The sequence below is a fragment of the Nocardia sp. bgisy118 genome (assembly GCF_057708605.1).
Window position 1 is genome coordinate 70425 of sequence record NZ_JBYISM010000017.1, and the last position, 22977, is coordinate 93401.

General features: G+C 68.8%; 18 protein-coding genes. 14 read left to right on the top strand and 4 right to left on the bottom strand.

Annotated features, from left to right (window positions below):
* The first annotated feature begins 153 nt into the window (after positions 1 to 153).
* The gene (locus AC3EO7_RS21150) at positions 154 to 2412 is read left to right on the top strand and encodes an N-acetylmuramoyl-L-alanine amidase (RefSeq protein WP_435592187.1); all 2259 of its coding nucleotides are present in this window, start codon (positions 154 to 156) and stop codon (positions 2410 to 2412) included.
* Positions 2413 to 2419: 7 nt separating this feature from the next.
* On the opposite strand, the gene AC3EO7_RS21155 is transcribed toward AC3EO7_RS21150, so the two are convergent.
* Positions 2420 to 3259, bottom strand: coding sequence for an HAD family hydrolase (locus tag AC3EO7_RS21155; protein ID WP_431966371.1), 840 nt, complete (start codon positions 3257 to 3259; stop codon positions 2420 to 2422).
* Positions 3260 to 3413: 154 nt separating this feature from the next.
* On the opposite strand from AC3EO7_RS21155, the gene AC3EO7_RS21160 reads away from it, so the two are divergent.
* The 7 genes from AC3EO7_RS21160 (at position 3414) to AC3EO7_RS21190 (ending at position 12975) form a co-directional block, all read left to right on the top strand.
* On the top strand, positions 3414 to 4391 hold the full coding sequence (locus tag AC3EO7_RS21160) for an ABC transporter permease (protein WP_431966369.1): 978 nt from the start codon (positions 3414 to 3416) through the stop codon (positions 4389 to 4391).
* A 46-nt stretch (positions 4392 to 4437) separates the two neighbouring features.
* Positions 4438 to 5367, top strand: coding sequence for an ABC transporter permease (locus AC3EO7_RS21165; protein WP_431966367.1), 930 nt, complete (start codon positions 4438 to 4440; stop codon positions 5365 to 5367).
* Positions 5364 to 7211 carry an ABC transporter ATP-binding protein gene (locus tag AC3EO7_RS21170; protein ID WP_431966365.1) on the top strand — a complete coding sequence of 616 codons (1848 nt, stop codon included), beginning with the start codon at positions 5364 to 5366 and terminating at the stop codon, positions 7209 to 7211. Before AC3EO7_RS21165 ends, AC3EO7_RS21170 begins: the two co-directional genes overlap by 4 nt.
* A gap of 13 nt (positions 7212 to 7224) precedes the next feature.
* Positions 7225 to 8904, top strand: a complete 1680-nt coding sequence (locus tag AC3EO7_RS21175; RefSeq protein ID WP_435592188.1) for an ABC transporter family substrate-binding protein — start codon at positions 7225 to 7227, stop codon at positions 8902 to 8904.
* Positions 8901 to 10583, top strand: coding sequence for an ABC transporter family substrate-binding protein (locus AC3EO7_RS21180; protein ID WP_435592189.1), 1683 nt, complete (start codon positions 8901 to 8903; stop codon positions 10581 to 10583). Before AC3EO7_RS21175 ends, AC3EO7_RS21180 begins: the two co-directional genes overlap by 4 nt.
* 68 nt (positions 10584 to 10651) lie before the next feature.
* Positions 10652 to 12322 (top strand): ABC transporter family substrate-binding protein, encoded by a 1671-nt coding sequence (locus AC3EO7_RS21185; RefSeq protein ID WP_435592190.1) that lies wholly within the window; start codon positions 10652 to 10654, stop codon positions 12320 to 12322.
* Positions 12319 to 12975, top strand: a complete 657-nt coding sequence (locus tag AC3EO7_RS21190) for a hypothetical protein (protein WP_435592191.1) — start codon at positions 12319 to 12321, stop codon at positions 12973 to 12975. Before AC3EO7_RS21185 ends, AC3EO7_RS21190 begins: the two co-directional genes overlap by 4 nt.
* Positions 12976 to 13055: 80 nt before the next feature.
* Here the strand turns inward: AC3EO7_RS21190 and AC3EO7_RS21195 are convergent, their stop codons facing one another.
* On the bottom strand, positions 13056 to 13451 hold the full coding sequence (locus tag AC3EO7_RS21195; RefSeq protein ID WP_435592192.1) for an NUDIX domain-containing protein: 396 nt from the start codon (positions 13449 to 13451) through the stop codon (positions 13056 to 13058).
* A 145-nt stretch (positions 13452 to 13596) separates the two neighbouring features.
* Here AC3EO7_RS21195 and AC3EO7_RS21200 point away from each other — a divergent pair, with 145 nt between their 5' ends.
* Both AC3EO7_RS21200 and AC3EO7_RS21205 read left to right on the top strand, forming a co-directional pair.
* On the top strand, positions 13597 to 14352 hold the full coding sequence (locus AC3EO7_RS21200) for a FadR/GntR family transcriptional regulator (RefSeq protein WP_435592193.1): 756 nt from the start codon (positions 13597 to 13599) through the stop codon (positions 14350 to 14352).
* A 25-nt stretch (positions 14353 to 14377) separates the two neighbouring features.
* Positions 14378 to 15040: a sterol desaturase family protein gene (locus tag AC3EO7_RS21205; protein WP_435592194.1), complete on the top strand. Its 663-nt coding sequence runs from the start codon at positions 14378 to 14380 to the stop codon at positions 15038 to 15040.
* Between the two features lie 123 nt (positions 15041 to 15163).
* On the opposite strand, the gene AC3EO7_RS21210 is transcribed toward AC3EO7_RS21205, so the two are convergent.
* Both AC3EO7_RS21210 and AC3EO7_RS21215 read right to left on the bottom strand, forming a co-directional pair.
* Entirely contained in the window at positions 15164 to 16246 is a 1083-nt protein-coding gene (locus tag AC3EO7_RS21210) for an alpha/beta hydrolase family protein (RefSeq protein ID WP_435592195.1), read from the bottom strand.
* Positions 16247 to 16626: 380 nt separating this feature from the next.
* Entirely contained in the window at positions 16627 to 17178 is a 552-nt protein-coding gene (locus tag AC3EO7_RS21215) for a TetR/AcrR family transcriptional regulator (RefSeq protein ID WP_435592196.1), read from the bottom strand.
* Positions 17179 to 17299: 121 nt separating this feature from the next.
* On the opposite strand from AC3EO7_RS21215, the gene AC3EO7_RS21220 reads away from it, so the two are divergent.
* From AC3EO7_RS21220 to AC3EO7_RS21235, 4 genes are all read left to right on the top strand, one after another.
* Positions 17300 to 18061, top strand: a complete 762-nt coding sequence (locus AC3EO7_RS21220; RefSeq protein ID WP_431966345.1) for a carboxymuconolactone decarboxylase family protein — start codon at positions 17300 to 17302, stop codon at positions 18059 to 18061.
* Positions 18062 to 18189: 128 nt separating this feature from the next.
* Complete coding sequence (locus AC3EO7_RS21225; RefSeq protein ID WP_435592197.1) at positions 18190 to 19608, top strand: MFS transporter; 1419 nt, start codon at positions 18190 to 18192, stop codon at positions 19606 to 19608.
* A 63-nt stretch (positions 19609 to 19671) separates the two neighbouring features.
* Complete coding sequence (locus AC3EO7_RS21230; RefSeq protein ID WP_431966341.1) at positions 19672 to 20613, top strand: hypothetical protein; 942 nt, start codon at positions 19672 to 19674, stop codon at positions 20611 to 20613.
* Positions 20614 to 20644: 31 nt separating this feature from the next.
* Positions 20645 to 22906, top strand: a complete 2262-nt coding sequence (locus AC3EO7_RS21235; RefSeq protein WP_435592198.1) for a heavy metal translocating P-type ATPase — start codon at positions 20645 to 20647, stop codon at positions 22904 to 22906.
* The last annotated feature ends 71 nt before the right edge of the window (positions 22907 to 22977 follow it).

A 22977-nucleotide genomic window follows, 5' to 3' on the forward strand; every position in this document is an offset into this window, starting at 1 on the left:
CTCAACAAAAGGTTTAGAGATGTGACAGATGTGAACTAGTGTGATTGTTGATGCATCAGGAAGCAAACCTGATTTCCGCACCTGATCACCGGTTCGACCTGATTGGAGATGCTCGTGCCGTACCGCAAACCGAAACGTTCGTACGTGCTCCCCATGGTGACCACGCTTGCGGTAGCGGCTCCGCTCGCGACACTCATGCAGGGCGATTCGACCGACTACCGCTCGGCCAACGAGACCGAGCTGGCCGCGGTGCCCGCGCGTCTGGCCGAAGTGCTGCTCGCGCAGACTCCCGAGATCACCCTCCCGCTGCGCGAACTCACCGGCCTCGACCTCCCCGACCTGCGACTATCCGACTTGCGGACGCTGCCGATCCCGCGCTCCATCCCGATACCGGATGGCCTGCCGCTGCCGCCGGGCGTCCAGCTGCCGAAGGAGATCCCGCTCCCCCGGCTGGCCCCGGGCCAGGCCGCGCCCGGCTTCACGGCGCCGACCACCAGCCCCGCGGTACCGGGCCAATCCATGCAGGCCATCCCCGGACAACCCGCCTCCGGTCCCGCCGCCGCGGGCCCCGCGCATCCTCTGCCAGTACAAACCGTCCCCAAACCCATCCCAGGCCAGTCCATTCCCGCCCCCGCGACGCCGAGCCCGGTGCCCAAGCCAGCCGCTCGCTTCATCTCCGACCCGGCGGCCCTGCCGGAGGGAACCACCCCCGACACCCCCGCACTGGCCCCCGGCGCACTCCCGCACGAGCTCCTCGACCAGGTAGGCGCGCAGGTCAAGGAGCTGGCGCGGGAGACGCCGTTCAGCGTCGTCGCCCTCACCGCGCGCGATCTCGCCGACACGCGCGCCATGGTGCGTGCCCGCCAACCGGACGGCACCTGGGGCCCTTGGTACGAGTCCGAACCGATCGACACCCGGCGCGACGACCGCACACCGGCCGGTGGCACCGCAGGCACCGAGCCGATCTACGTCGGGAACACCAACGCGGTCCAGATTCTGGTCACCCGCAAATCCACTGCTACGGAACCGCAAACTCCTAGTACCGCACCGGCATCCGGTCCGCTGCAACCCGTGCCCGCCGCCGCGCCGCACACCGGCGATCCGGCCCAGTTCACCCCGCCGTCGCTCACCGCGGTCCTGATCGATCCCGGCCGCGGCGCGATCGACGGCGCGCTCACCGACGTCGCAGGCGCGCTGCCCGGCGGCGGACCGCACGTGATCACCCGATCGCAGTGGGGCGCGGACGAATCCATTCGCTGCGACGAACCCACCTACGACGACAGCCTCGGCGGCGTCACCGTGCACCACACGGCGGGCCGCAACGACTACAGCAAGGCCGAATCGGCGGGCATCGTCCGCGCGATCTACACCTATCACGCCCAAACCCTCGGCTGGTGCGACATCGGGTACAACGCCCTCGTCGACAAGTACGGCCAGATCTTCGAGGGGCGCTACGGCGGGCTGGACCGCCCGGTGCAGGGCGCACACGCGGGCGGGTTCAACGAGAACACCGCGGGCGTGGCCTTGATGGGCAATCACGAGTCCGAGTCGCCGTCGGACCAGGCGGTGACCGCCGTCGGCAAGTTCATCGGCTGGCGGACCAGGCTCGCGGGCCTGGATCCCAAGGGCCACACCACGATGTACTCCGAGGGCACCGAATACACCCCGTACGCCCAAGGCGAGGCCGTCGACCTGCCGATCGTGTTCGCGCACCGCGACGTCGGCAACACCACCTGCCCCGGCGACGCCGCCTACGACCTGATGGACCGGATTCGCGATATCGCCGCGGGCGCGGCGGGCGGCCCCGCGCCGCAACAGAATCCGCGGCTGCCGCAGCTGCCGGAGCGCACCGAGTCCGATCTGGCGACGCTCGCCGCGCTGACGGCACGGCTGCTGAGCTTGGTGGACGAGAACATCATCGCCAAGCACTACTCGGCCAAGGGCGGTCCGGACGGTCCGCTGGGCCAGGCGATGTCCGAGCCGATGCCCGCCGCGCAGGGCCAGCAGTACGCCAAGTTCGCCAACGGCTACGTCTACACGACGCCCGACAACCGCGTCATCGAGGTGACGGGCGTGATCCTGGAGCGCTTCCTTCAGCTCGGCGCCGACTTGGGCATGCTCGGTCTGCCGCTCGCCGACGCCTACCTGGTGCCGGACGGCCTCAGGTCGGACTTCCAGTACGGCTCGCTGATCCTCAACAAGATCACGGGGATCGTCACGACGGTCTGGCGGACCTACAACCAGATCTACCAGCAGGAGTCGCGCCGTAACCAGGGCGACGCGGTCGCCGCGCCGGTTCCGCCCGGACCGGCTCCCGTACCGGCCGCAGCGCCTGCCGTTCCCACCGAGCCGGTGACTTCGGAGGAGACGCAGGCGGACGACGTCGCTCCGGATCCAGCGCCGGTCGGCTGAAAGTCGTTCAGACCCACCAGCGTTCGAGCACCTGTGCGACACCGTCGTCGGCGTTGGTCGCGGTCACCTCGTCGGCCGCGGCCAACGCCTCCGGGTGCGCGTTGGCCATGGCGACGCCGTGCCCGGCCATTTCCAGCATCGGAACGTCGTTGGGCATGTCGCCGAAGGCGATGATCGCCGAGTGCTGCACCCCGAGCCGCTGCGCGACGGTGGCCAGCCCGGACGCCTTGGTGACGCCGGGCGCGGACAGCTCGATCAAACCGTGGTCGGTGGAGTAGGTGATGTCGGCGCGATCGCCGATGAGCGGTGCGAGCACCGCACGCATGTCGCCGCTGAGCGCACCGCGCAACCGAATGAGCATCTTGATCGCGGGCGCATCGATCACCTCGTGCCGGGCGACCGCCGTGTCGTCGGGGTTCAGCCAGGCGTGCTCGTACTCGGGCGAGCTGACGAACTGCGGCGTCGCGGCGTCGTGCGCGCTGGCGCCGACGCGTTCGGCGGCCAGACCGCAGCCGGGTAGCGCGCGCTCGGCCAGGTCGGCGATCCAGCTCAGCGTCTCGACGTCCACCGTCCGGCTCGCGAGCACCTTGTCCGCGGCGCTGTCGTAGATCACCGCCCCGTTGCCGCAGACGCACAGCGGCGCGAAGCCGAGGCCGTCGACCACAGGTTCGATCCAGCGCGGCGGCCTGCCCGTGGCCAGCACGAACGGCACCCCGTCGGCGATCAGGGCGGCGACCGCGGCCTTGGTGCGGCCGGTCACTCGTTCGTCGTGATCGATCAGGGTGCCGTCCACATCGGTGGCCACCATCTTCGGTTTGGGCAGGTGCAGGCGCGTCACCTCTTCCATCCTGCCGGAAAACCGTCGCGGGGCGGTCGCGAGCGGTACGGGTCCGCTGGACATGCCCGGGCAGATGTGTGGCACGCGCGTTCGCGGCGTCGTCCTTATGATCAGGGGCTAACACTCGAACACCGGCCCGGCCGGCCGGAGAACCAGAGGACTGATGACCGGCTTCCTGCTACGACGCGCGCTCAATTATGTCGTGCTGTTGCTGCTGGCTTCGTTCCTGACGTTCAGCCTCGCGTCGCTGACATTTCGGCCGCTGGACAGTCTCGAACAGCGCAACCCCCGCCCGCCGCAGGCGGTGATCGATGCCAAGGCCGAGGAATTGCACCTCGACGATCCGATTCCGGAGCGCTATATCACCTGGTTGAAGGGCATCCCCAGCGGCGATTTCGGCACCACCCTTGCGGGCCAGCCGGTGAGCGAGGAATTGCCGCGCCGGGTCGCGGTGAGCCTGCGGCTGTTGATCGTCGGTTCGATCGTCGGCACGGTGCTCGGTGTGCTGATCGGCGCGGCAGGCGCGATTCGGCAATACAAATTCAGCGATTACTTCACGACCGTCGTCTCGCTGTTGATTCTCAGTACCCCGATATTCCTGCTGGCCACGCTGCTGAAATACGGGGCGCTGGAGATCAATTCGGCGACCGGCTCGCAGATATTCCTCTACACCGGCGAGACGTCGGCCAGCGCCATCGAGGGGTTCTGGCCGCAGCTGGTCGACCGGCTCCAGCACCTGGTGCTGCCGACCGCGGCGCTCGCGCTCGGCGGCATGGCGGGCTACAGCCGCTACCAGCGCAACGCGATGCTCGACGTGCTGCAGAGCGATTTCATCCGCACCGCCCGCGCCAAGGGCCTGACCAGGAACAAGGCGCTCTACAAGCACGGACTGCGCACCGCGCTCATCCCGATGGCCACGCTGTTCGCCTACAGCCTCGGCGGCCTGATCACCGGCGCGACGTTCACCGAGAAGATCTTCGGCTGGCATGGCGTCGGCGAGTGGCTGGTCGATTCGATCAACGCCCAAGACCTCTACGTGGTGGTGACGGTGACCGCGTTCGCCGGTCTCGTCGTGCTGGTGTCGGGCCTGCTCTCCGACATCGTCTACGCGATTCTCGACCCCAGGGTGCGTGTGGGATGACCACTGATCGAATCGGCCCCGCGAATCCCGTCAGGGGGGCAGCAGCATGACCGAAGCCGAGATCATCGTCCAAGGCGCGCCCGAAGTCGCCGCGGCTGGGCGGCGCAAGCTGGTGCTGCGGCGTTTCCTGCGCAACAAGCCCGCGATCGCCGGGGCCGTGGTGCTGGTGCTGCTGTTCGTCGCGAGTTTCGCGCTGCCGCCCTTCCTGCCGTACGACTACCAGCAGATGGACTACACCGCGCTGCTGAAACCGCCCAGCGCCGACCATCCCTTCGGCACCACCCAGATCGGCCAGGACGTGCTCGCGCAGACCCTGCGTGGCTTGCAGAAATCGCTGATCATCGGCCTGTGCGTGGCGCTCATCTCGACCACCATCGCGGCGACCACGGGCGCGCTCGCCGGGCTGCTCGGCGGCTGGACCGACCGGGCCATCATGTGGTTCGTCGACCTGCTGCTCGTGGTGCCCAGCTTCATCATCATCGCGCTGTTCGCACCGCGCACGAAGGGCAGCGGTTCGATCGCGCTGCTGATCGTGCTGCTCGCGGTGTTCGGCTGGATGATCAGCGCGCGCATCGTGCGCGGTCTGACGCTGAGCCTGCGTGATCGCGAATTCGTCAAGGCCGCACGGTATATGGGCGCGCCGACGCGGACCGTCATCGTCAGCCACATCGTGCCCAACATCGCGTCGATCCTGATCATCGACACCACGCTCACCGTCGGCGCGGCGATCATGGCCGAGACCGGCCTGAGCTTCCTCGGTTTCGGCGTGCAGCCGCCCGATGTCTCGCTCGGCTCGCTGATCGCGGCGGGCACCAAGTCCGCGCTGACCTACCCGTGGCTGTTCCTGTTCTCCGGCGGCCTGCTGATCACCACCGTGCTGTGCGCGAACCTGGTCGGTGACGGCTTGCGCGACGCGTTCGACCCGAGCGCCAAGCGGGCTCGGGCGCGCAAGAAGGCAAAGAAGGCTGACGCATGACCGCCAATTCCACCGCGCCCCTCTTGGAAGTCGCCGATCTGCGGGTCTCCTTCCCCAGCGAGGAGGGCCGCATCGACGCCGTGCGCGGGGTGACCTACAGCGTCGCCGACGGCGAGGTGCTCGCCATCGTCGGCGAATCGGGTTCGGGCAAGTCGGTGTCGTCGCTGGCGGTGATGGGTTTGCTGCCCGAGCAGGCCCGGGTCAACGGGTCCATCCGGCTGCGCGGGCGGGAGCTGCTCGGCTTGGGCGATCGGGAGATGTCGCGATTGCGCGGCAGCTCGATCAGCATGGTGTTCCAGGACCCGCTCTCCGCGCTGACCCCGGTGTACCGGGTGGGCGATCAGATCGCCGAGGCGCTGCTCGCGCACGGCGCGCACAGCAGGAAGGAAGCCGCCGAGAAGGCGGTCGAGCTGCTGGAACTGGTCGGCATCGATGACGCGAAGACGCGCGCCAAGGCTTTCCCGCACGAGTTCTCCGGCGGTATGCGCCAGCGCGTGGTGATCGCGATGGCCATCGCCAACGATCCGGCGCTGATCATCTGCGACGAGCCGACCACCGCGCTGGACGTCACCGTGCAGAAGCAGATCCTGAATCTGCTGCGCAAGGCGCGCGACATCACCGGCGCGGGCGTCATCATGATCACCCACGACATGGGTATCGCCGCGACGCTGGCCGACCGGGTCGCGGTGATGTACGCGGGTCGCATCGTCGAAACCGCGACGGCGAGCGAACTGTTCAACGCGCCGCGGATGCCGTATACGGTCGGGCTGCTCGGCTCGATCCCGCGCATGGACGGTCCCGCGCGCAGGCCGCTCATCCCGATCGTCGGCGCGCCGCCCGCCATGCACGCGCTGCCGCCGGGCTGCTCGTTCGCGCCGCGCTGCCCGATCTCGATCGAGCAGTGCCGCGCCGCCGAGCCGCCGCTGGAGAGGACCGAACCCGGCCACGCCGCCGCCTGCATCCGTACCGGAGAGGTCGGCACGGACGGGCTGTTCGAGGCCTACCGTTCCGAGATCGAGGAGCCGAAGGCCGAGTCCGAGACCGGCAAGGGCGTGGTGCTTCGGGTCACCGACCTGGTCAAGACCTTCCCGATCACCTCGGGCGTGGTGTTCCAGCGCCGCAAGGGCGAGGTGCGCGCGGTCGACGGCATCAGCTTCGAGGTGCTCGCCGGACGAACGCTGGCGCTGGTCGGCGAGTCGGGTTCCGGAAAATCCACCACGCTCACCCAGATTCTCGACCTGGTGCAGCCGCAGTCGGGCACCATCGAGATCATGGGCCGCGACGTGTCCACCCTGACCAAGGCCGAGCGGCGCGAGATCCGGCGCACGATGCAGATCGTCTTCCAGGATCCGACCGCATCGCTGGACCCGCGCCTGCCGATCTTCGACGCGCTGGCCCAACCGCTGCGCATCGACGGCCGCTCGCGCGCCGAGATCGCCCGCCGCGTGCCGGAACTGCTCGAGCAGGTCGGCCTGCGTCCCGAACACGCCGACCGCTACCCGGCGGATTTCTCGGGCGGCCAGAAGCAGCGCATCAGCATCGCGCGCGCCCTCGCACTGGACCCCGAACTGCTCGTGCTCGACGAGCCGGTGTCCTCGCTGGACGTCTCCATCCAGGCCGGTGTGCTGAACCTGCTGCGCGATCTACAGACCGAGCGCGGGCTGTCGTATCTGTTCGTCTCGCACGATCTGTCGGTGGTGCGCAACCTGGCCCATCACATCGCGGTGATGTACCGAGGCAAGATCGTCGAATCCGGCCCGGCCGAGCAGATTTTCGCCAGCCCTTCGCACGAGTACACCCGCAGGCTGATCGACGCGGTACCCATGCCGGTGGTCGGCGGATAGTCAGGAGGGCAGCATGCGGATCCGTTCGAGGGGAATGCGCTGGGTCGCGGGCGCGGTGGCGGTCGGGCTGATCGCCGCCGGGTGCGGCGCGGGCGACGACGACTCGGCCGCAGGCCTGTCCGACGCGCTGGGCACCACCAGCGACATCAATCCCACACCCCGCGAGGAGGTCCGCGAGGGAGGCAACCTCCGGCTGGCGACCACCGCGTATCCGGCGAACTGGAACACCCTGTCCAACGACGGGAACGAGGCCGACATCGCCGATATCGAGCGCCCGATGATGCCGCGCGCGTTCGACACCGATGCCGCGGGCGAACTGTCGATCAACCACGACTATTTCACCGACGTCGCGCTGACCGGCACCGATCCGCAACAGGTCACCTACACCATCAACCCGAAGGCCGTCTGGTCCGACGGCGCCCCGATCACCTGGGAGGACATCCGTTCCCAGGCGAACGCGCTGAGCGGCAAGGACAAGCGGTTCCTGATCGCCATCACCAACGGTTTCGAGTTCGTGGAGAAGGTCGAGCGCGGCGTCGACGACCGCCAGGCCGTCCTCACGTTCAACCACCCCTACGCCGAATGGCGCGGCCAGTTCGCGGGCAACGCCGCGCTGTTCCCGAAATCGGTGACGCAGGATCCCGATGCGTTCAACCACAGCCTGGCCGATGCGATGGGACCGTCGGCGGGGCCCTTCCAGGTGCAGTCCACCGACCGTGGGCAGGGCCGGATCATCTTGGGCCGCAACCCCAACTGGTGGGGCGAGCGTCCCAAGCTGGACACCATCACCTACTCGGTGCTCGATCGCAGCGCCTGGGTCGCCGCGCTGCAGAACAACGAGATCGACGCGGTGGTGCTCAATTCCATCGACGACGTGAAGAACGTGCGGGGCACCGGCGGCCTCGAGGTCCGCAGGGCGCCGGGCAACCGCTGGCGGCACATCACCTTCAACGGCGCGCCCGGCTCGATCCTCGCCGATCCCGCGGTGCGCGTAGCCATTTCGAAGGCGATCGATCGCCAGGGCATCGCCACCGCCATCCAGAACGGCCTGGTGGAGAACCCGAAGCCGCTCAACAACCACGTCTACCTGCAAGGACAGCGTGGCTATCAGGACAACAGCCTGCCGTTCGATCCCGCCGCGGCGGCGCGCGAACTCGACGCGCTCGGCTGGAAGCTCAACGGCGACGTCCGCGAGAAGGACGGCCGCAAGCTGATCATCCGCGATGTGATGTACAACGACGCGCTGTGGGTGCAGATCGCGCAGATCATCCAGCAGAATCTGGCGCAGATCGGCGTCGGGCTCGTGATCGACACCAAACCGGGCGCGGGCTACTTCACCGACGTCATCCAGCCGGGTGATTTCGACGCCGCCCAGTTCGTGTTCCAGGGCGACGCCTTCCCGCTCAGCAGCATTCGGCAGATCTACTACTACGACCCCAACGACTTGCAGGGCAACTTCGGCCGCATCGGCTCGCCGGAACTGAACGCGCTCATCGAGCGCACCCTGCGCGAGCTGGATCCCGCGAAGGCCATCGAGCTGGCCAACGAGGTGGACCGCAAAGTGTTCGAAGAGGGGCACTCGCTGCCGCTCACCCAGTCGGACGGCAGCTGGGGCGTACGCGCCGAAGTGGCCAACTTCGGCTCTCCCGGCCTGGCGTCCTACGACTACACCAAGATCGGATTCGTGAAATGACCGCAGCCCTCTCTTCTCGTCGTCGGCTCGGCCTCGGGGTCGCCGCGCCCGCGCTGGCCGTCGCGCTGCTGCTGGCGGGCTGTGGCGCGGACGCCTCCGTGCAGTCCGGCTCGAGCTCGATCGGCACCAGCAACGACATCAATCCCCGCGATCCCGGCGAGTTGCGCGACGGCGGCAATCTGCGCCTGGCGCTGACCAGCTTCCCGGAGACCTTCAACTCCTCGCACGTGGACGCCTCGGGCGACGTCGGGGACGTCGTCGAGTGGACGCTGCCCGGCACGGTGAGTTCCGACGCGGCGGGTGAGCTCACGACCGATGCCAACTACTTCACCCGCATCGAGCTCACCAACACCAATCCGCAGCAGATCACCTACACCATCAACCCCAAAGCCGTCTGGTCCGACGGCAGCCCGATCACCTGGGAGGATCTGCGCTCCCAGGCGAACGCGCTGAGCGGGCGGAACACGGCGTACCAGGTGCGCGCGACCCAGGGCTACAGCCGGGTCGACAAGGTCGAGCGTGGCGTCGACGACCGGCAGGCGATCGTCACCTTCGGGCAGCACTACGCCGAATGGCAGGGCCTGTTCAACCCGCTGTACCCGACGGCGTCGACCGGATCGCCGGAGTCGTTCGAGAACTGGGCGCGCAACAGCCTGCCGATCTCGTCCGGTCCGTTCCTGATCGACTCGATCGACCGCGCTCAGCAGCGCATCGTGCTGAAGCGCAACCCGAAGTGGTGGGGTGATACCCCGAAGCTCGACACCATCACCTTCAGCGTGCTCGACTACTCCGCGCGCATCTCCGCGCTGCAGAACAACGAGCTCGACTACGCCTCCGTATCCGGCATCGACGAGGTGAAGACCGCGACCAACTCGCCGGGCATCAAGGTGCGCCGCGCCGCCGCGCCGCGGTTCTCGCACTTCACCTTCAACGGTGCGCCGGGCTCGCTGCTGGAGGACCCGCAGCTGCGGATCGCCATTTCCAAGGCCATCGACCGGCAGGGCATCGCCACCGCGACGCAGAACGGCATCGTCGACGACCCGAAGCCGCTGAACAACCACGTCTACCTCAACGGCCAGAAGGGCTACCAGGACAACGCCGCCGCCGTCGCCTACGACCCCGAGGGCGCCGCGCGGATGCTCGACGAACTGGGCTGGAAGCTCAACGGCGACGTCCGCGAGAAGAACGGCCGCAAGCTGGAACTGCGCAATGTGATGTACCAGCAGGACACGTGGATTCAGATGGCGCAGATCGCCCAGCAGAACCTGGCCAAGGTGGGCGTGAAGATGATCATCCAAACCTACCCGGGCAACGGCCTTTTCACCGACGTGATCGATCCGGGCAACTTCGAGATCTGCCAGTTCACCTGGTCCGGCGGCATCCTCCCGCTCGGCGCGCTGCCGCAGATCTACGCCTACGACCCGAACAACCGGCTGAGCAACAAGGGTCGCATCGGCAGCCCCGAACTGAACGCGCTGATCGAGGAGACGATCTCCGAGCTCGACCCGAACAAGGCCATCGAGCTGGCCAACCGCGCCGACAAGATGATCTTCGACATCGGCCACTCGGTGCCGATCGTGCAGTCGGCGGGCACCGTCGCGGTGCGCGAGAACCTGGCCAATTACGGCGCGTTCGGGCTGGCCTCCTTCGACGCAACTAAAGTCGGCTTCGTGAAGTGATGTGATGCCGCGGCGACATGACGCGGCGACACCGATCAGGCGTCGACAGATGTGGAAGGACCAGCTCTATGCGGACACGCTCCTTGACCACCCGATTGGCGGCGCCACTCGCCGCGCTCGGCCTGATCCTGACCGGTTGTTCGGACAGCGGGAGCATCACGCCCGGCACCAGCACGATCGGCAGCACCAACGACATCAATCCGGTGGACCCGAGCCAGTTGCGCGAAGGCGGGAATCTACGCCTGGTGCTGAGTTCGTTCCCGGAGAACTTCAACGTGCTCCAGGTGGACGGCAATACCGAGAGCGGCGGGCTGGTGGCGGGCCCGACCATGCCCGCGCCGTTCGTCAGCAACGCGGCGGGCGAGCTCTCGGTGGACCACAACTTCTTCACCGATGTGCAGCTCACCAACACCAGCCCGCAGCAGGTCACCTACACCATCAACCCGAAAGCCGTGTGGTCCGACGGCAGCCCCATCACCTGGGAGGACCTGCGCTCCCAGGCCAACGCGCTCAGCGGTAAGGACAACGCGTACCTGATCGCGGGGCTCAGCGGCTTCGACCGGGTGGCGAAGGTCGAGCGCGGCGCGGACGACCGGCAGGCGATCGTCACGTTCGACCAGTCCTACGGCGAATGGCGCGGCCAGTTCAGCCCGCTCTACCCGAAGTCGGTCACCGGGTCTCCCGAAGCGTTCAACACCGCGAACCGGGACGGTCTGACGCTGAGCGCGGGCCCGTTCGTGATCACGAACATCGACCGTGCGCAGCAGCGCATCACCCTGAGCCGCAATCCGAAGTGGTGGGGCGACACCCCCAAGCTGGACACCATCACTTTCAGCGTGCTCGACCACAGCGCATGGCTGCCCGCGATCCAGAACAACGAGCTCGACATCGCCTACATGTCGGGCATCGAGAACGTGACGGCGGCGCGCAACGCGGCGAACGTCGTCATCCGGCGCGCGCCGGAACCGGCCTGGTCGCACCTGACCTTCAACGGCGCGCCCGGCTCGCTGCTGGAGGACCCGCAGCTGCGGATCGCCATCTCCAAGGCCATCGACCGGCAGGGCATCGTCACCGCGTCGCAGAACGGCGTGGTGGACAACCCGAAGCCGCTGAACAACCACATTTTCATGGCCGGCCAGAAGGGCTACCAGGACAACGCCGCGCCGATCTCCTACGACCCCGCCGAGGCGGCGCGGATGCTGGATCAGCTCGGTTGGAAGCTCAACGGCGACGTGCGCGAGAAGGACGGCCGGAGGCTGGAGATCCGCGACGTGATGTACCAGCAGGACGCCTGGGTGCAGACCGCGCAGATCGTGCAGCAGAACCTGGCCGCCGTCGGCGTGAAGCTGACCATCCAGACCGTGCCGGGCACCGGCCTGTTCAAGGACGTCATCGATCCGGGCAACTTCGACATCGCCCAGTTCAGCTGGCAAGGCAGCGCGCTGCCGCTCGGTGCGCTGCAGCAGATCTACTACTACGACCCGAACAACCTGATGGGCAACAAGGCCCGCATCGGGTCGCCGGAGCTCAACGCCCTGATCGACAAGACCATCGCGGAGCTGGACCCCGACAAGGCGATCGAGCTGGCCAACCAGAGCGATCAGATGATCTTCGCCGAGGGCTATTCGATTCCGCTGAACCAGGCTTCGGGCACCTACGCGGTGCGCGACAACCTCGCCAACTACGGCGCGTTCGGCCTCGCCACGCCGGACTACACCAAAGTCGGCTTCCTGAAGTGAGTTTCGGAGGCCATCCGCTGGCCTATCCGATCGGCGTGACGCTCGGCGCCCTCGCGGTCTGTGCCGCGTGGGCGCCGTTCGCCACCGTGGACCAGTTGGCGGCGCTGACGACGGTGGCACTGGCGATCCTGGGCTACACCGGGATTCGGCTTTCGATGGCCTTCGGCATGCTGCCTTGTGGACTGCCGGATTCGGGAGCCTTTCGGGTCGCTCGGATTCGGCAGCAGCACCGGTTGGTGAGCAGGTCCTGGTTGGAGGTCACCGACTCGGGTGGTTCGCGCCGCTGGCTGCCGGTGTACTTCGATCCGGCGCTGCTGACCATGACGGAGACCGAGGCGCGGGGCGGACGCGTCATCCGCACCGCGGACCTGCGCCTCTACCCGTCGGGCCGGGCGCGCGACACCGAGCCGCCCGGCCGCCTCGTCGACAACCCGACCCGACCCGACCCCGACGCACCCCTGCTCGCCGCGACCGCCACCCGCCTGACCCGCCGCCTGTTGTTCGACGCCCAATCCGCCATCGCGGCCCCCTTCGCCGCTCTGCTCTGGATCTACATCGACGGCGGCGCCCTCCTCACCTTCACCGGCGCGCTCTGCGTCGCCGCCGCCACCACCACCTGGCTCGCCGCCATCCGCGGCTCCGACCCGAGCTAGTCAGCTCCGCTCCCACACACGGTGTGGACGCCGCACAGCGTCACCGCCTGTGTGACGCGTGTGGTGGATGTGTGGCCTGCTCAGGTGAGCAGGCCGAGGGCGTCGGCGTGCGCGAGGGTCTCGCGGACGTGCCAGGGTAGTGGGACGCGGGTGGCTTCGGCGTAGGTCATCCATTCGAAATCGTCGTGCGCTCGGAGTTCGAGTTCCGGGCGGATCTCGTTCTCGAAGCAGCCGAACGTGATGGTGTGGACGTCGTCGTCGACGAAGTGCGTCAGCTCGTCGGCGACGAGGACGTCGAGACCGGTTTCCGCGGAGACCTCGCGGCGGACGGTCTGCGCCCAGGTCTCGTCCGGGGCGACGGCGCCGCCGGGGATTTCCCAGATGTCGGGCTCGGCGGTGTTCGAAACTCGGTGCAGCAGTAGCACTCTGCCCGCCCGGATCAGTAGTGCGTAAGCCCGCCTTCGCTGTTCTGCCATGCTTTCTCCCTCCCGGGTTCCAGTCTGCCACGGGTTCGTCGAAGGGTGCGTCGGTGCGCTCGGCGATCGGTCGCCGTCGGCATCGGTTTGGCACGAATTGGTCTGACCACTTGACCAGCTGACCATCAGGGCGCAGAGTAGACGCATGGCGTTGCAACCTGTTGTCAAAAGGTCGGTGTCGGCGGAGGTGTTCGAACAGATCGCCGCGGACGTGCTCAGCGGTGAACTCGCGCCCGGCTCGACGCTGCCGAGCGAACGTCAGCTGGCCGAAGCGCTCGGGGTCTCGCGGCCCGCGGTGCGCGAGGCGCTGCAACGCCTGGCGGCGGCGGGACTCGTGGCGGTGCGCCAGGGCGACGCCACCACGGTGCTCGACTATCGGCGCGGCGCCGGTCTGGAGGTGCTGCCCCGGCTGCTGGTGCGGGAGGGCATGCTCGAACCCGCCGTCGCGCGCAGCATCCTCGAAGTCCGCATGCACAACGGGCCGAAGGTGGCCGAGCTAGCGGCCGTGCGGATGGCCGCGACAGGCGCACCGAAGGCAGCGGCGGACGGCGCCGCCGATCGGGACCTGGTGCGCGCCCATCTCGAGCGCAGCGTGACGGCGCTGACCGCCGAAACCGATCCGATCGCGCTGCAACGGCACGCGCTGGAGTTCTGGGATCACGTGGTCGACGCGGCCGACTCGATCGTGTTCCGCCTGATGTTCAACATGCTGCGTGCCGCCTACGAACCCGCGCTCGCGGCGCTGGCCCCCGTCATGTCCGCCGAGGTGGGCAATGCCGATGGCTACCGCGAACTGGCCGCCGCCATCGTGGCGGGTCGGCCGAAGAAGGCCGCCGACAAGGCTCGGGCCCTGCTCGAACCGGCGACCACCGCCCTGATCGAGGCCCTCGGCGGGCATTGATCACGCAACACCCGAGGTGACAACGATGTCCAAAACCCAACTGCGCCGCGGCCTGACGCTCGGCGATGCCTTCCGCGAATTCGTTCGCCACCCCTCGCCGTGGATGATCGGCACGGCATTGGCGCTGGCCCTGATCGCGCGAATCCTGGTGGGCGACTGGCAGATCAGCGACGCGGTGCTGCCGCTGGCGATGCTCGCGGTGTTCCCCACGTTCGAGTGGGTCGTGCACGTCATGGTGCTGCACTGGCGGCCGAAGCGCGTGGGCCCGATCTCCCTGGACAGCGAGCTGGCCCGCAAACACCGCCAGCACCACGTGGATCCGCGCAACATCCCGCTGATCTTCATTCCGACCCGTTCGCTGGTGGTGGTCATCGTCGCCCTGCTCGCGATCACCGCCCTGGCTTTCCCGCGCCTCGGCCTGGGGCTGACGTTCCTGCTCACCATCACGGTGCTGGGGCTGGGCTACGAGTGGACGCACTACCTGATCCATACCGACTACAAGCCGAAAAGGGCGTTGTACAAGGCGGTTTGGCGCAATCACCGGCATCACCATTACAAGAACGAGCATTTCTGGTTCACCGTGACCAGTTCGGGGACCGCGGACCGGATCTTCGGTACGTATCCGGACCCGGCTGAGGTGGCTACTTCGCCTACGGCGCGGAATTTGCATGGGGCGCAGGTGGGGTGACCGGGTCTCCGGGGCGGCCGTGGTCGGCTTGCCCCGGATTCCTTTCGGTCGGGCATGTGCGGTGAGGGGCGTTGCGGACGTTGGCACTTGGGTGTACCTGCCGTTCACGCGCGGACGGCCGGGCTAGCCTGCGCGCCACCGCAAGGCAGGGTCCTCGGGCATCGCGGCGTCGACGCCGAGCAGGTGCCCCGAGAGCCAGGCGGCCATGACCGCGCTGGTGATCGCCGCGCCGCGATTCGGGTCGATGGTGCCGCAGAGGTCGGTGGCGCAGCCGAAGGTCGGCATGTCGGTGCCGGTGTAGTGCCCGGCGCCTTCGAGGGTGACGATCGACGCGTCGGTGGCCGTCCATGAGGCGTGGACCATCGCGCCCATGGCCAGCAGCAGCACCGGCCGGTCGGTGTCCGGGGCTGCTTCGACCCCATCCCACACAGCGGGGCCGTCGAGGACGAGGCTGGTGCGGATCCGCGGTTCGACCGCCATGGTCGCCATCGCGGTCTGTCCGCCGTAGCTGTGGCCCGCCATCGCCATCCGGTCGAGGTCGCCGCGTGCGCCGACGACCGGCAGCGTGTGCAGCTGGGAGAGGACGAGGCGGGTGTCGCGGACGCGCATGTCGAGCGCGGCTTGCATGAACGCGTGATCGGCTGCGTCCGGCGGGTTTCCGACCTGCACGCGTCCGCCGACCTCCACGGCCGGGGACTCCCCGGTGTGGTCGATCGCGACCACGACATACCCGCGCGAGGCCAGCTCCATCAACAGGCCGGAGGCGATCCAGCGCGGCGTGCCGAGGGCAGGCGACCAGATCACCACCGGCAGCAGCCCGCCCTCGGCGACCGGCGCGTCGACGGAGATCGGAAGGACCGTCGCGGACATCGCGGGCGCGGCGGCGGGTGTGTGCAGCCACAGCGCCGCCTTGGAGGCCATCTGCGCGGCGGCGGCCAGGGAGCTCGCCGGGATGTAGGGAGCGGCTCCGGGCTTGGTGGTGGTCGGATACCAGATCGACAGCAGGATCGTGCGCGCGCCCGCGGTGAGGGCGGCTTCGGTGCGGGCCACCGGGTGCGGCCCGCTCGGCGCAGGCACCGCGGCAGCCGGGCCCGGGCCGGTGATCCAGGTCGCGCCCGCCAGGAGCAAGACAGCGACCGCGGCGATCGTCCGCCGCCGGATCGGTTGCTTACCAGTTGCCCGTCCGCGCCGATGTAGCCACGCCACGTGCGCACCCCCCTCGTGCCCCTTGGTATTACCGGTTGTTGACAATAGCCGCCTCGTCCGACGACCGCGCTTCGTGGGGTGTGGGATATGTCGCTGAAAAGTGCTGGGAGACAGCAGAATCGCACGTATCGGGGTCTCGCGATGCAACCCTTCACTTCTGCGGTTCGGGAGGTACCCGGGGTCTGAGTGCGCCGGTCGATGACGTCGCCGACGCGGTAGCAGATCGCGCCGCCGAAGGCGTAGCGGTGCAGGTGCCCGCGCTCGCCCGCCTTCCGTATCGCGTCCTCGATGACGGCGGCACCGGCGAAATGTGGCAGCAGCCGCGCCGACTGGTTTGCGGTGCCGAACTGGTTGCGCGCCCTCGCGAAAAGGGCCACAGCTCAGTTCAACAACCGACCCGCGATCACCCCCGCACGGCGAGCCGCATCCGGCGTCCCCTCCCGGACCGCGGTGACGATCGCACCATCCACCAGCAGCGCGAACTCGCCGGCCAGTTCCTCGGCATCGGCCCGCCCTGCCGCCGTGAGCAATTCGCCGAGGTACTCGATGACCCGGCGCTTGTGCCGATCCGCCACTCGGTGCGCGGCGGAGTCGCGGTCGGCCACCTCGATCATCGTGTTGATGAACGCGCAGCCGCGGAAGTCTTTGCGGGCGAAGCGTTCCGCGAGGGCGTCGAAGACGGCGAGTGGGGCGTCTTCGGGCGTGGCGGCGCGTGCTTCGACGGACTCGCGCAGCCAGTCCAGCCAGCGGCGGTCGCGGTCTTCGAGCACGGCGACGACCAGGTCGTCCTTGCTCGCGAAGTGGCGGTAGAAGGAGGCACGGCCGACGCCGGATTCCTGGAGCAGGCGGTCGACGCCGACGGCGCGGACGCCCTCGGCATAGAAGAGTTCTTCGGCGGTGGTGAGCAGACGCTGCCTGGCCTGGGTTGCCATACGTCCACCGTAGCAGAACGGAACTGATCGGTACCGATCTACTTGACGAAAACGGCACCAGTCAGTACCGTCAGCATTCGGTACCGATTGGTTCCGTTACGGTTCGAGCACTGGAGATCCGATGTCCCGACTCCCGACCCTCACCCCCGACAGCGCGGATGCCGAGCAGGCCGAACTGCTCGGCGAGGTGCGACGCCAGCTCGGCCGGGTGCCGAATCTCTATGCCGCCCTGGCAAACAGCCCCGCTACGCTGCGCGGCTACCTGTCCCTGCGCGACGCGCTGACCGGCGGCAAGCTGGACGCCCGCACCCGCGAACAGCTGGCGCTGCTGATCGCGGCCGAGAACGGCTGCGACTACTGCGTCGCCGCGCACACCATGCGGGCCGGGCGAATGGGCTTCAGCGAGAACGAGATCGAAGCAACCCGCGCGGCAACGGCGACCGACCCGCACGCCGACGCGGTGCTGCGTTTCGCGCGCGCCGTGCTGCGTTCGCGCGGACGTGTCGACGACGCACTGCTCGCCGAGGTCCGCACGCACGGCGTGACCGACGCCGAGCTGGCCGAGGCCGTCGGCCACATCGCGCTGAATGTGCTGTCCAACTACTTCAACCACGTGGCGAAGCCGGAGCTGGACTTCCCCGCCGCCACCCCCACCGCACCGGAAGGAACCACCATGACCACCACTTGGCGCACCGCGACCAGCGTCGAACTCGTCGAGGGCTACGCACTTCTGGACCGAACCGGCCAACCGGTGCGACAGATCGAGGACGTGCAGATCCGCATCGAGGGCGGCTTCCTGCACATTCGCACGTCACCCGACGCCGAGATCCAGGTGGTGTCCGCCCCGGCCGTGGCCCGGGTCGCCTACCGCCTCGAATCCTGAACCGATCCCGCCGCTGGACCTCCTCCGCCATCCGGGATTTCGCGACACTTCCGTCTCGACACTTCATACCTTAGGGGGGTATGGTACCGCCGCAGCGACAGTTTCGCTCCGGAAAGGATGGAAATGCCATGACTACCCAGACCGCGCCCACCACCCGCAGGTGGTGGGCGCTGGCGGTGATCGCCGCCGCGCAATTCATGGTCATCATGGACACCTCGATCATCGGCATCGCGCTGCCGAAGATGCAGGCCGAACTCGGTTTCTCCCAAGAGAATCTGACCTGGGTGTTCAACGCGTACGTGGTCGCGTTCGGCGGCCTGCTGCTGCTCGGCGGGCGGCTCTCGGATCTGCTCGGCGCGCGCCGGGTGTTCGCGGCGGGCTGGCTGACGCTGCTCGTCGGCTCGGTGATCGCCGGCGCGGCGGGCAATGCCGCCACCGAGCTGATCGGGCGGGCCATCCAGGGCGGCGGCGCAGCCCTCATCGCCCCCTCGGCGCTGACGCTGCTGATGATGCTCTTCGGTTCCTCGCCGCAGGAGCTGACCAAGGCGCTGGCCGTCTACGGCGCCGCGGCGCCCGCGGGCGGCACGGCGGGCGTCTTCCTCGGCGGCGTCATCACCGAATATGTCAGCTGGCCTTGGGTTTTCTACATCAACATCCCTATCGCGCTGCTCGTGCTCGTCGCCGTGCCCGCGCTGATGCCGAGCGCCCCAGCCCGGTCGGGTTCGGTCGATCTGCTCGGCGCCGCCACGGTGACCGCCGGTCTCGCCGCCGCCGTCTACGGCATCGTCCGGGCGCCCGACGCGGGGTGGGCGTCCGGCGAGACCTGGGGCGTGCTCGCGATCGCGGCCGTGCTCCTCGCCGGTTTCGTCGTCATCCAGTCCCGTCGCCGCGAGCCGCTGATGCGTCTCGCCATCTTCCGCGCGCCGAATCTGGCCGCCGCCAATATCGCTCAGCTGCTGCTCGGCGCGGCGTGGGTGCCTATGTGGTTCTTCTTGAACCTGTACCTACAGCAGGTGCTCGGCTACAGCGCGTTCCCGTCCGGCGCGGCGCTGCTCCCGATGACCACGCTGATCATGCTCGGCATGATCGTGCTCGCCCCGCGCGCCATGCAGCGTTTCGGCGCCAAGCCGATGATCGTCACCGGCCTGCTCGTGCTCGCGCTCGGCTTGGCCATCATGTCGCTGGTGCGGCCCACCGGGAATTTCTGGGTCGACGTGCTGCCCGCCTCGCTGGTGGCCGCGGGCGGCATGTCGCTGGCCTTCATACCCTCGTTGGGTACTGCCATCGCGGCGGCTCGCCCGGAGGAGGGCGGCCTCGCCTCGGGCATCGTCAACGTCAGCTACCAGGTCGGCTCGGCCGTCGGCCTGGCCGCGATGACGGCCGTCGCCGCGGCGTTCGGCGCCGACCAGGTCACCGATATCCCTGAGCTGACCAGTGGTTTCTCGGCGGCCTTCCTGGGCGCGGCGGTGATCGCGCTCGCCGGAGCGGGCATCGCCGCGGTGACCATGCGGGCGCAGGCGACGGAATCCGTACCGGAACGGGTTTGACAAAATACCCTAGGGGGGTATGGTAGAGCCCGAGCACAACGACAACCCGGAAACGGAGCCACGATGAACGCGACAACCAAGTTCGCCGGCTTCGCCCTCGGACTCGCGGCGGTCTTCGGGATCGCGCTCGCGACCGGAGCGGCACTCGGCCCGGAGCCCACCGACACCCCCGCGCACGACACCCACGCGACCGGGCCCGCCACCGACGGCGGGTCCGGCGCGGCGGAACTGCCCGGCGGACTGCTGGTCACCTCCGGCGGCTACACCCTGAGCCTGGACACCCCGCAGACCACCGCGGCCCCCAACACACCGCTGCGGTTCCGCATCCTGGATCGGCAAGGCGCACCGGTCACCCGCTACGTCCGCAGCCACGACAAGGACCTGCATCTGATCGTGGTGCGCCGTGACATGACCGCCTTCCAGCACGTACACCCGGTGCTGGACGGCAACGGAACCTGGAGCGTCCCGCTCGACCTCACCCGCGCGGGCGACTACCGCGTGTTCGCCGACTTCACCCCCGACGGCGGCGAGAACCTGACGCTCGGCGCCGACCTGCGCGTCGCGGGCGCCTACGACCCGCGGCCGCTGCCGGTCGCCGCGAGCACCGCCGCGGTGAACGGCTACACCGTCACCCTGGACGGCGCGATCACGCAGGGCCGGTCCTCGCAGGTGACGCTGTCGGTGAGCAAAGACGGCAAGCCCGTCACAAATCTCCAGCCCTACCTCGGCGCCTACGGCCACCTGGTCGCGCTGCGCGCCGCCGACCTCGCCTACCTGCACGTTCACCCGGAGGGCCACCCCGGTGACGGCATCACGCCCGCGGGTCCCGGCATCACCTTCTCCGTGACTGCTCCGAGCGCGGGCGACTACCGCCTGTTCCTCGATTTCCAGCACGAAGGGGTGGTGCGCACCGCCGAGTTCACGGTCTCGGTACCGTCGGGCAACGCGCGGCCCGCCGAGCCGACCGGGCACGGCGGAAACACCGAGCCGGGCCACGGCCACTGATCACCCCCGTGCCGCAGAGAAAGGAATTCCGATGACGACCGCGACACAATCACCGGCCACCGGCCAGGTCGAATTGGTGATCGGCGGCATGACCTGCGCGTCGTGCGCCAACCGCATCGAGAAGAAGCTCAACAAGCTGGACGGCGTCACCGCCACCGTCAACTACGCGACCGAAAAGGCGCGAGTGGACTTCACCGGTGACGTCTCCCCGGAGGATCTGATCGCCACCGTCGAGCAGGCCGGCTACACCGCCGCGCTGCCCGCGCCGCAGACTCCGGCCGCGGACACCACCGAAGACGCTGCCGCCGAGGCGGATCCGACCGCGGCCCTGCGGACCCGGCTGCTCGTCTCGCTGGTGCTGACCGTTCCGGTGATCGCCATGGCGATGATCCCCGCCTTGCAGTTCACCAACTGGCAGTGGCTCTCGCTGACGCTGGCCGCCCCGGTCGTGGTCTGGGGCGCGCTGCCGTTCCACCGCGCGGCGTGGACCAACCTGCGGCACGGCACCGCCACCATGGACACCCTGGTGTCGATGGGCACCCTCGCCGCGCTCGGCTGGTCGCTGTACGCGCTGTTCTGGGGCACCGCGGGCACGCCGGGCATGACCCACCCGTTCGAGTTCACGATTTCCCGGATGGACGGCACCGGCAACATCTACCTGGAGGCCGCGGCGGGCGTCACCACGTTCATCCTGGCCGGGCGCTTCTTCGAGGCCAGGTCCAAGCGGCGGGCGGGTGCGGCGCTGCGCGCCCTGCTGGAGCTCGGCGCGAAGGAAGTATCGGTACTTCGTGACGGTGTCGAGCAGCGGATTCCGATCGAACAGCTCGGTGTCGGAGACGAATTCGTGGTCCGTCCCGGCGAGAAGATCGCCACCGACGGCGTGATCACGGAAGGTTCCTCCGCGGTCGACGCCTCGATGCTGACCGGCGAATCGGTGCCGGTCGAGGTGGGCAAGGACGACGCCGTGGTCGGCGCGACGGTCAACGTCGGCGGCCGGCTCGTGGTGCGCGCCACCAGGATCGGGGCCGATACGCAGCTCGCGCAGATGGCCGCTCTCGTCGAGGACGCGCAGACCGGCAAGGCGCAGGCGCAGCGGCTGGCCGACAAGATCTCCGGGATCTTCGTGCCGGTGGTGATCGCGCTCGCGGTCGCGACGCTCGGATTCTGGCTCGGTACCGGCGGTTCCGTGGCGGCGGCGTTCACCGCGGCGGTCGCGGTGCTGATCATCGCCTGCCCGTGCGCCCTCGGCCTGGCCACCCCGACCGCGCTGATGGTCGGCACCGGACGCGGCGCGCAGCTCGGCATCCTGATCAAGGGCCCCGAAGTGCTGGAGTCGACCCGCCGGGTGGACACCGTGGTGCTGGACAAGACCGGCACCGTCACCACCGGCAAGATGACCCTGCTCGACGTGATCGCCGCCGACGGCGAGGACGTGGGCGAGGTCCTGGCTCTGGCCGGGGCGCTGGAGGATTCGTCGGAGCACCCGATCGCGCAGGCGATCGCCAAGGGCGCCCGCGAGAAGGTCGGCGAGCTCGCGCCGGTCGAGGAGTTCGCCAATATCGAGGGCCTCGGCGTGCAGGGTGTGGTCGACGGGCACGCGGTGATCGTCGGCCGGGCCCGGCTGCTGGCCGACTGGTCGCAGCGCCTGGACGCCGAGCTGGAGCGGGCCATGCACGCGGCCGAGTCCGAGGGCAAGACCGCGGTCGCGGTCGGCTGGGACGGCAAGGCGCGCGGCGTGCTGGTGGTGGCCGACGCGGTGAAATCGACCTCGGCCGAGGCGATCTCGCAGCTGAAGGCGCTCGGCTTGACCCCGATCATGCTGACCGGCGACAACAAGGCGGCGGCCAGGGCCATCGCCGATCAGGTCGGCATCGACGAGGTGATCGCCGAGGTGCTGCCGCAGGACAAGGTCGCGACCGTCGAGCGGTTGCAGGCCGAGGGCAAGGTGGTCGCGATGGTCGGCGACGGCGTCAACGACGCCGCGGCGCTGGCCAAGGCCGATCTCGGTCTGGCCATGGGCACCGGCACCGACGTCGCCATCGAGGCCAGCGATCTGACCCTGGTGCGCGGCGACCTGCGCGCCGCCGCGGACGCGATCCGGTTGTCCCGCAAGACACTCGGCACCATCAAGGGCAATCTGTTCTGGGCCTTCGCCTACAACGTGGCCGCGATCCCGCTGGCCATGGCGGGCCTGCTGAACCCGATGCTCGCCGGTGCGGCGATGGCGTTCTCCTCGGTGTTCGTCGTCAGCAACAGCCTGCGACTGCGCGGCTTCCGCTCCACCGCGCGGTAGCGCGAAACTCGATCGGCGGTTGCGCGAAACCCGAACGGCAGCCAGGCGAAATCGATCGGGCGGGACGGCAC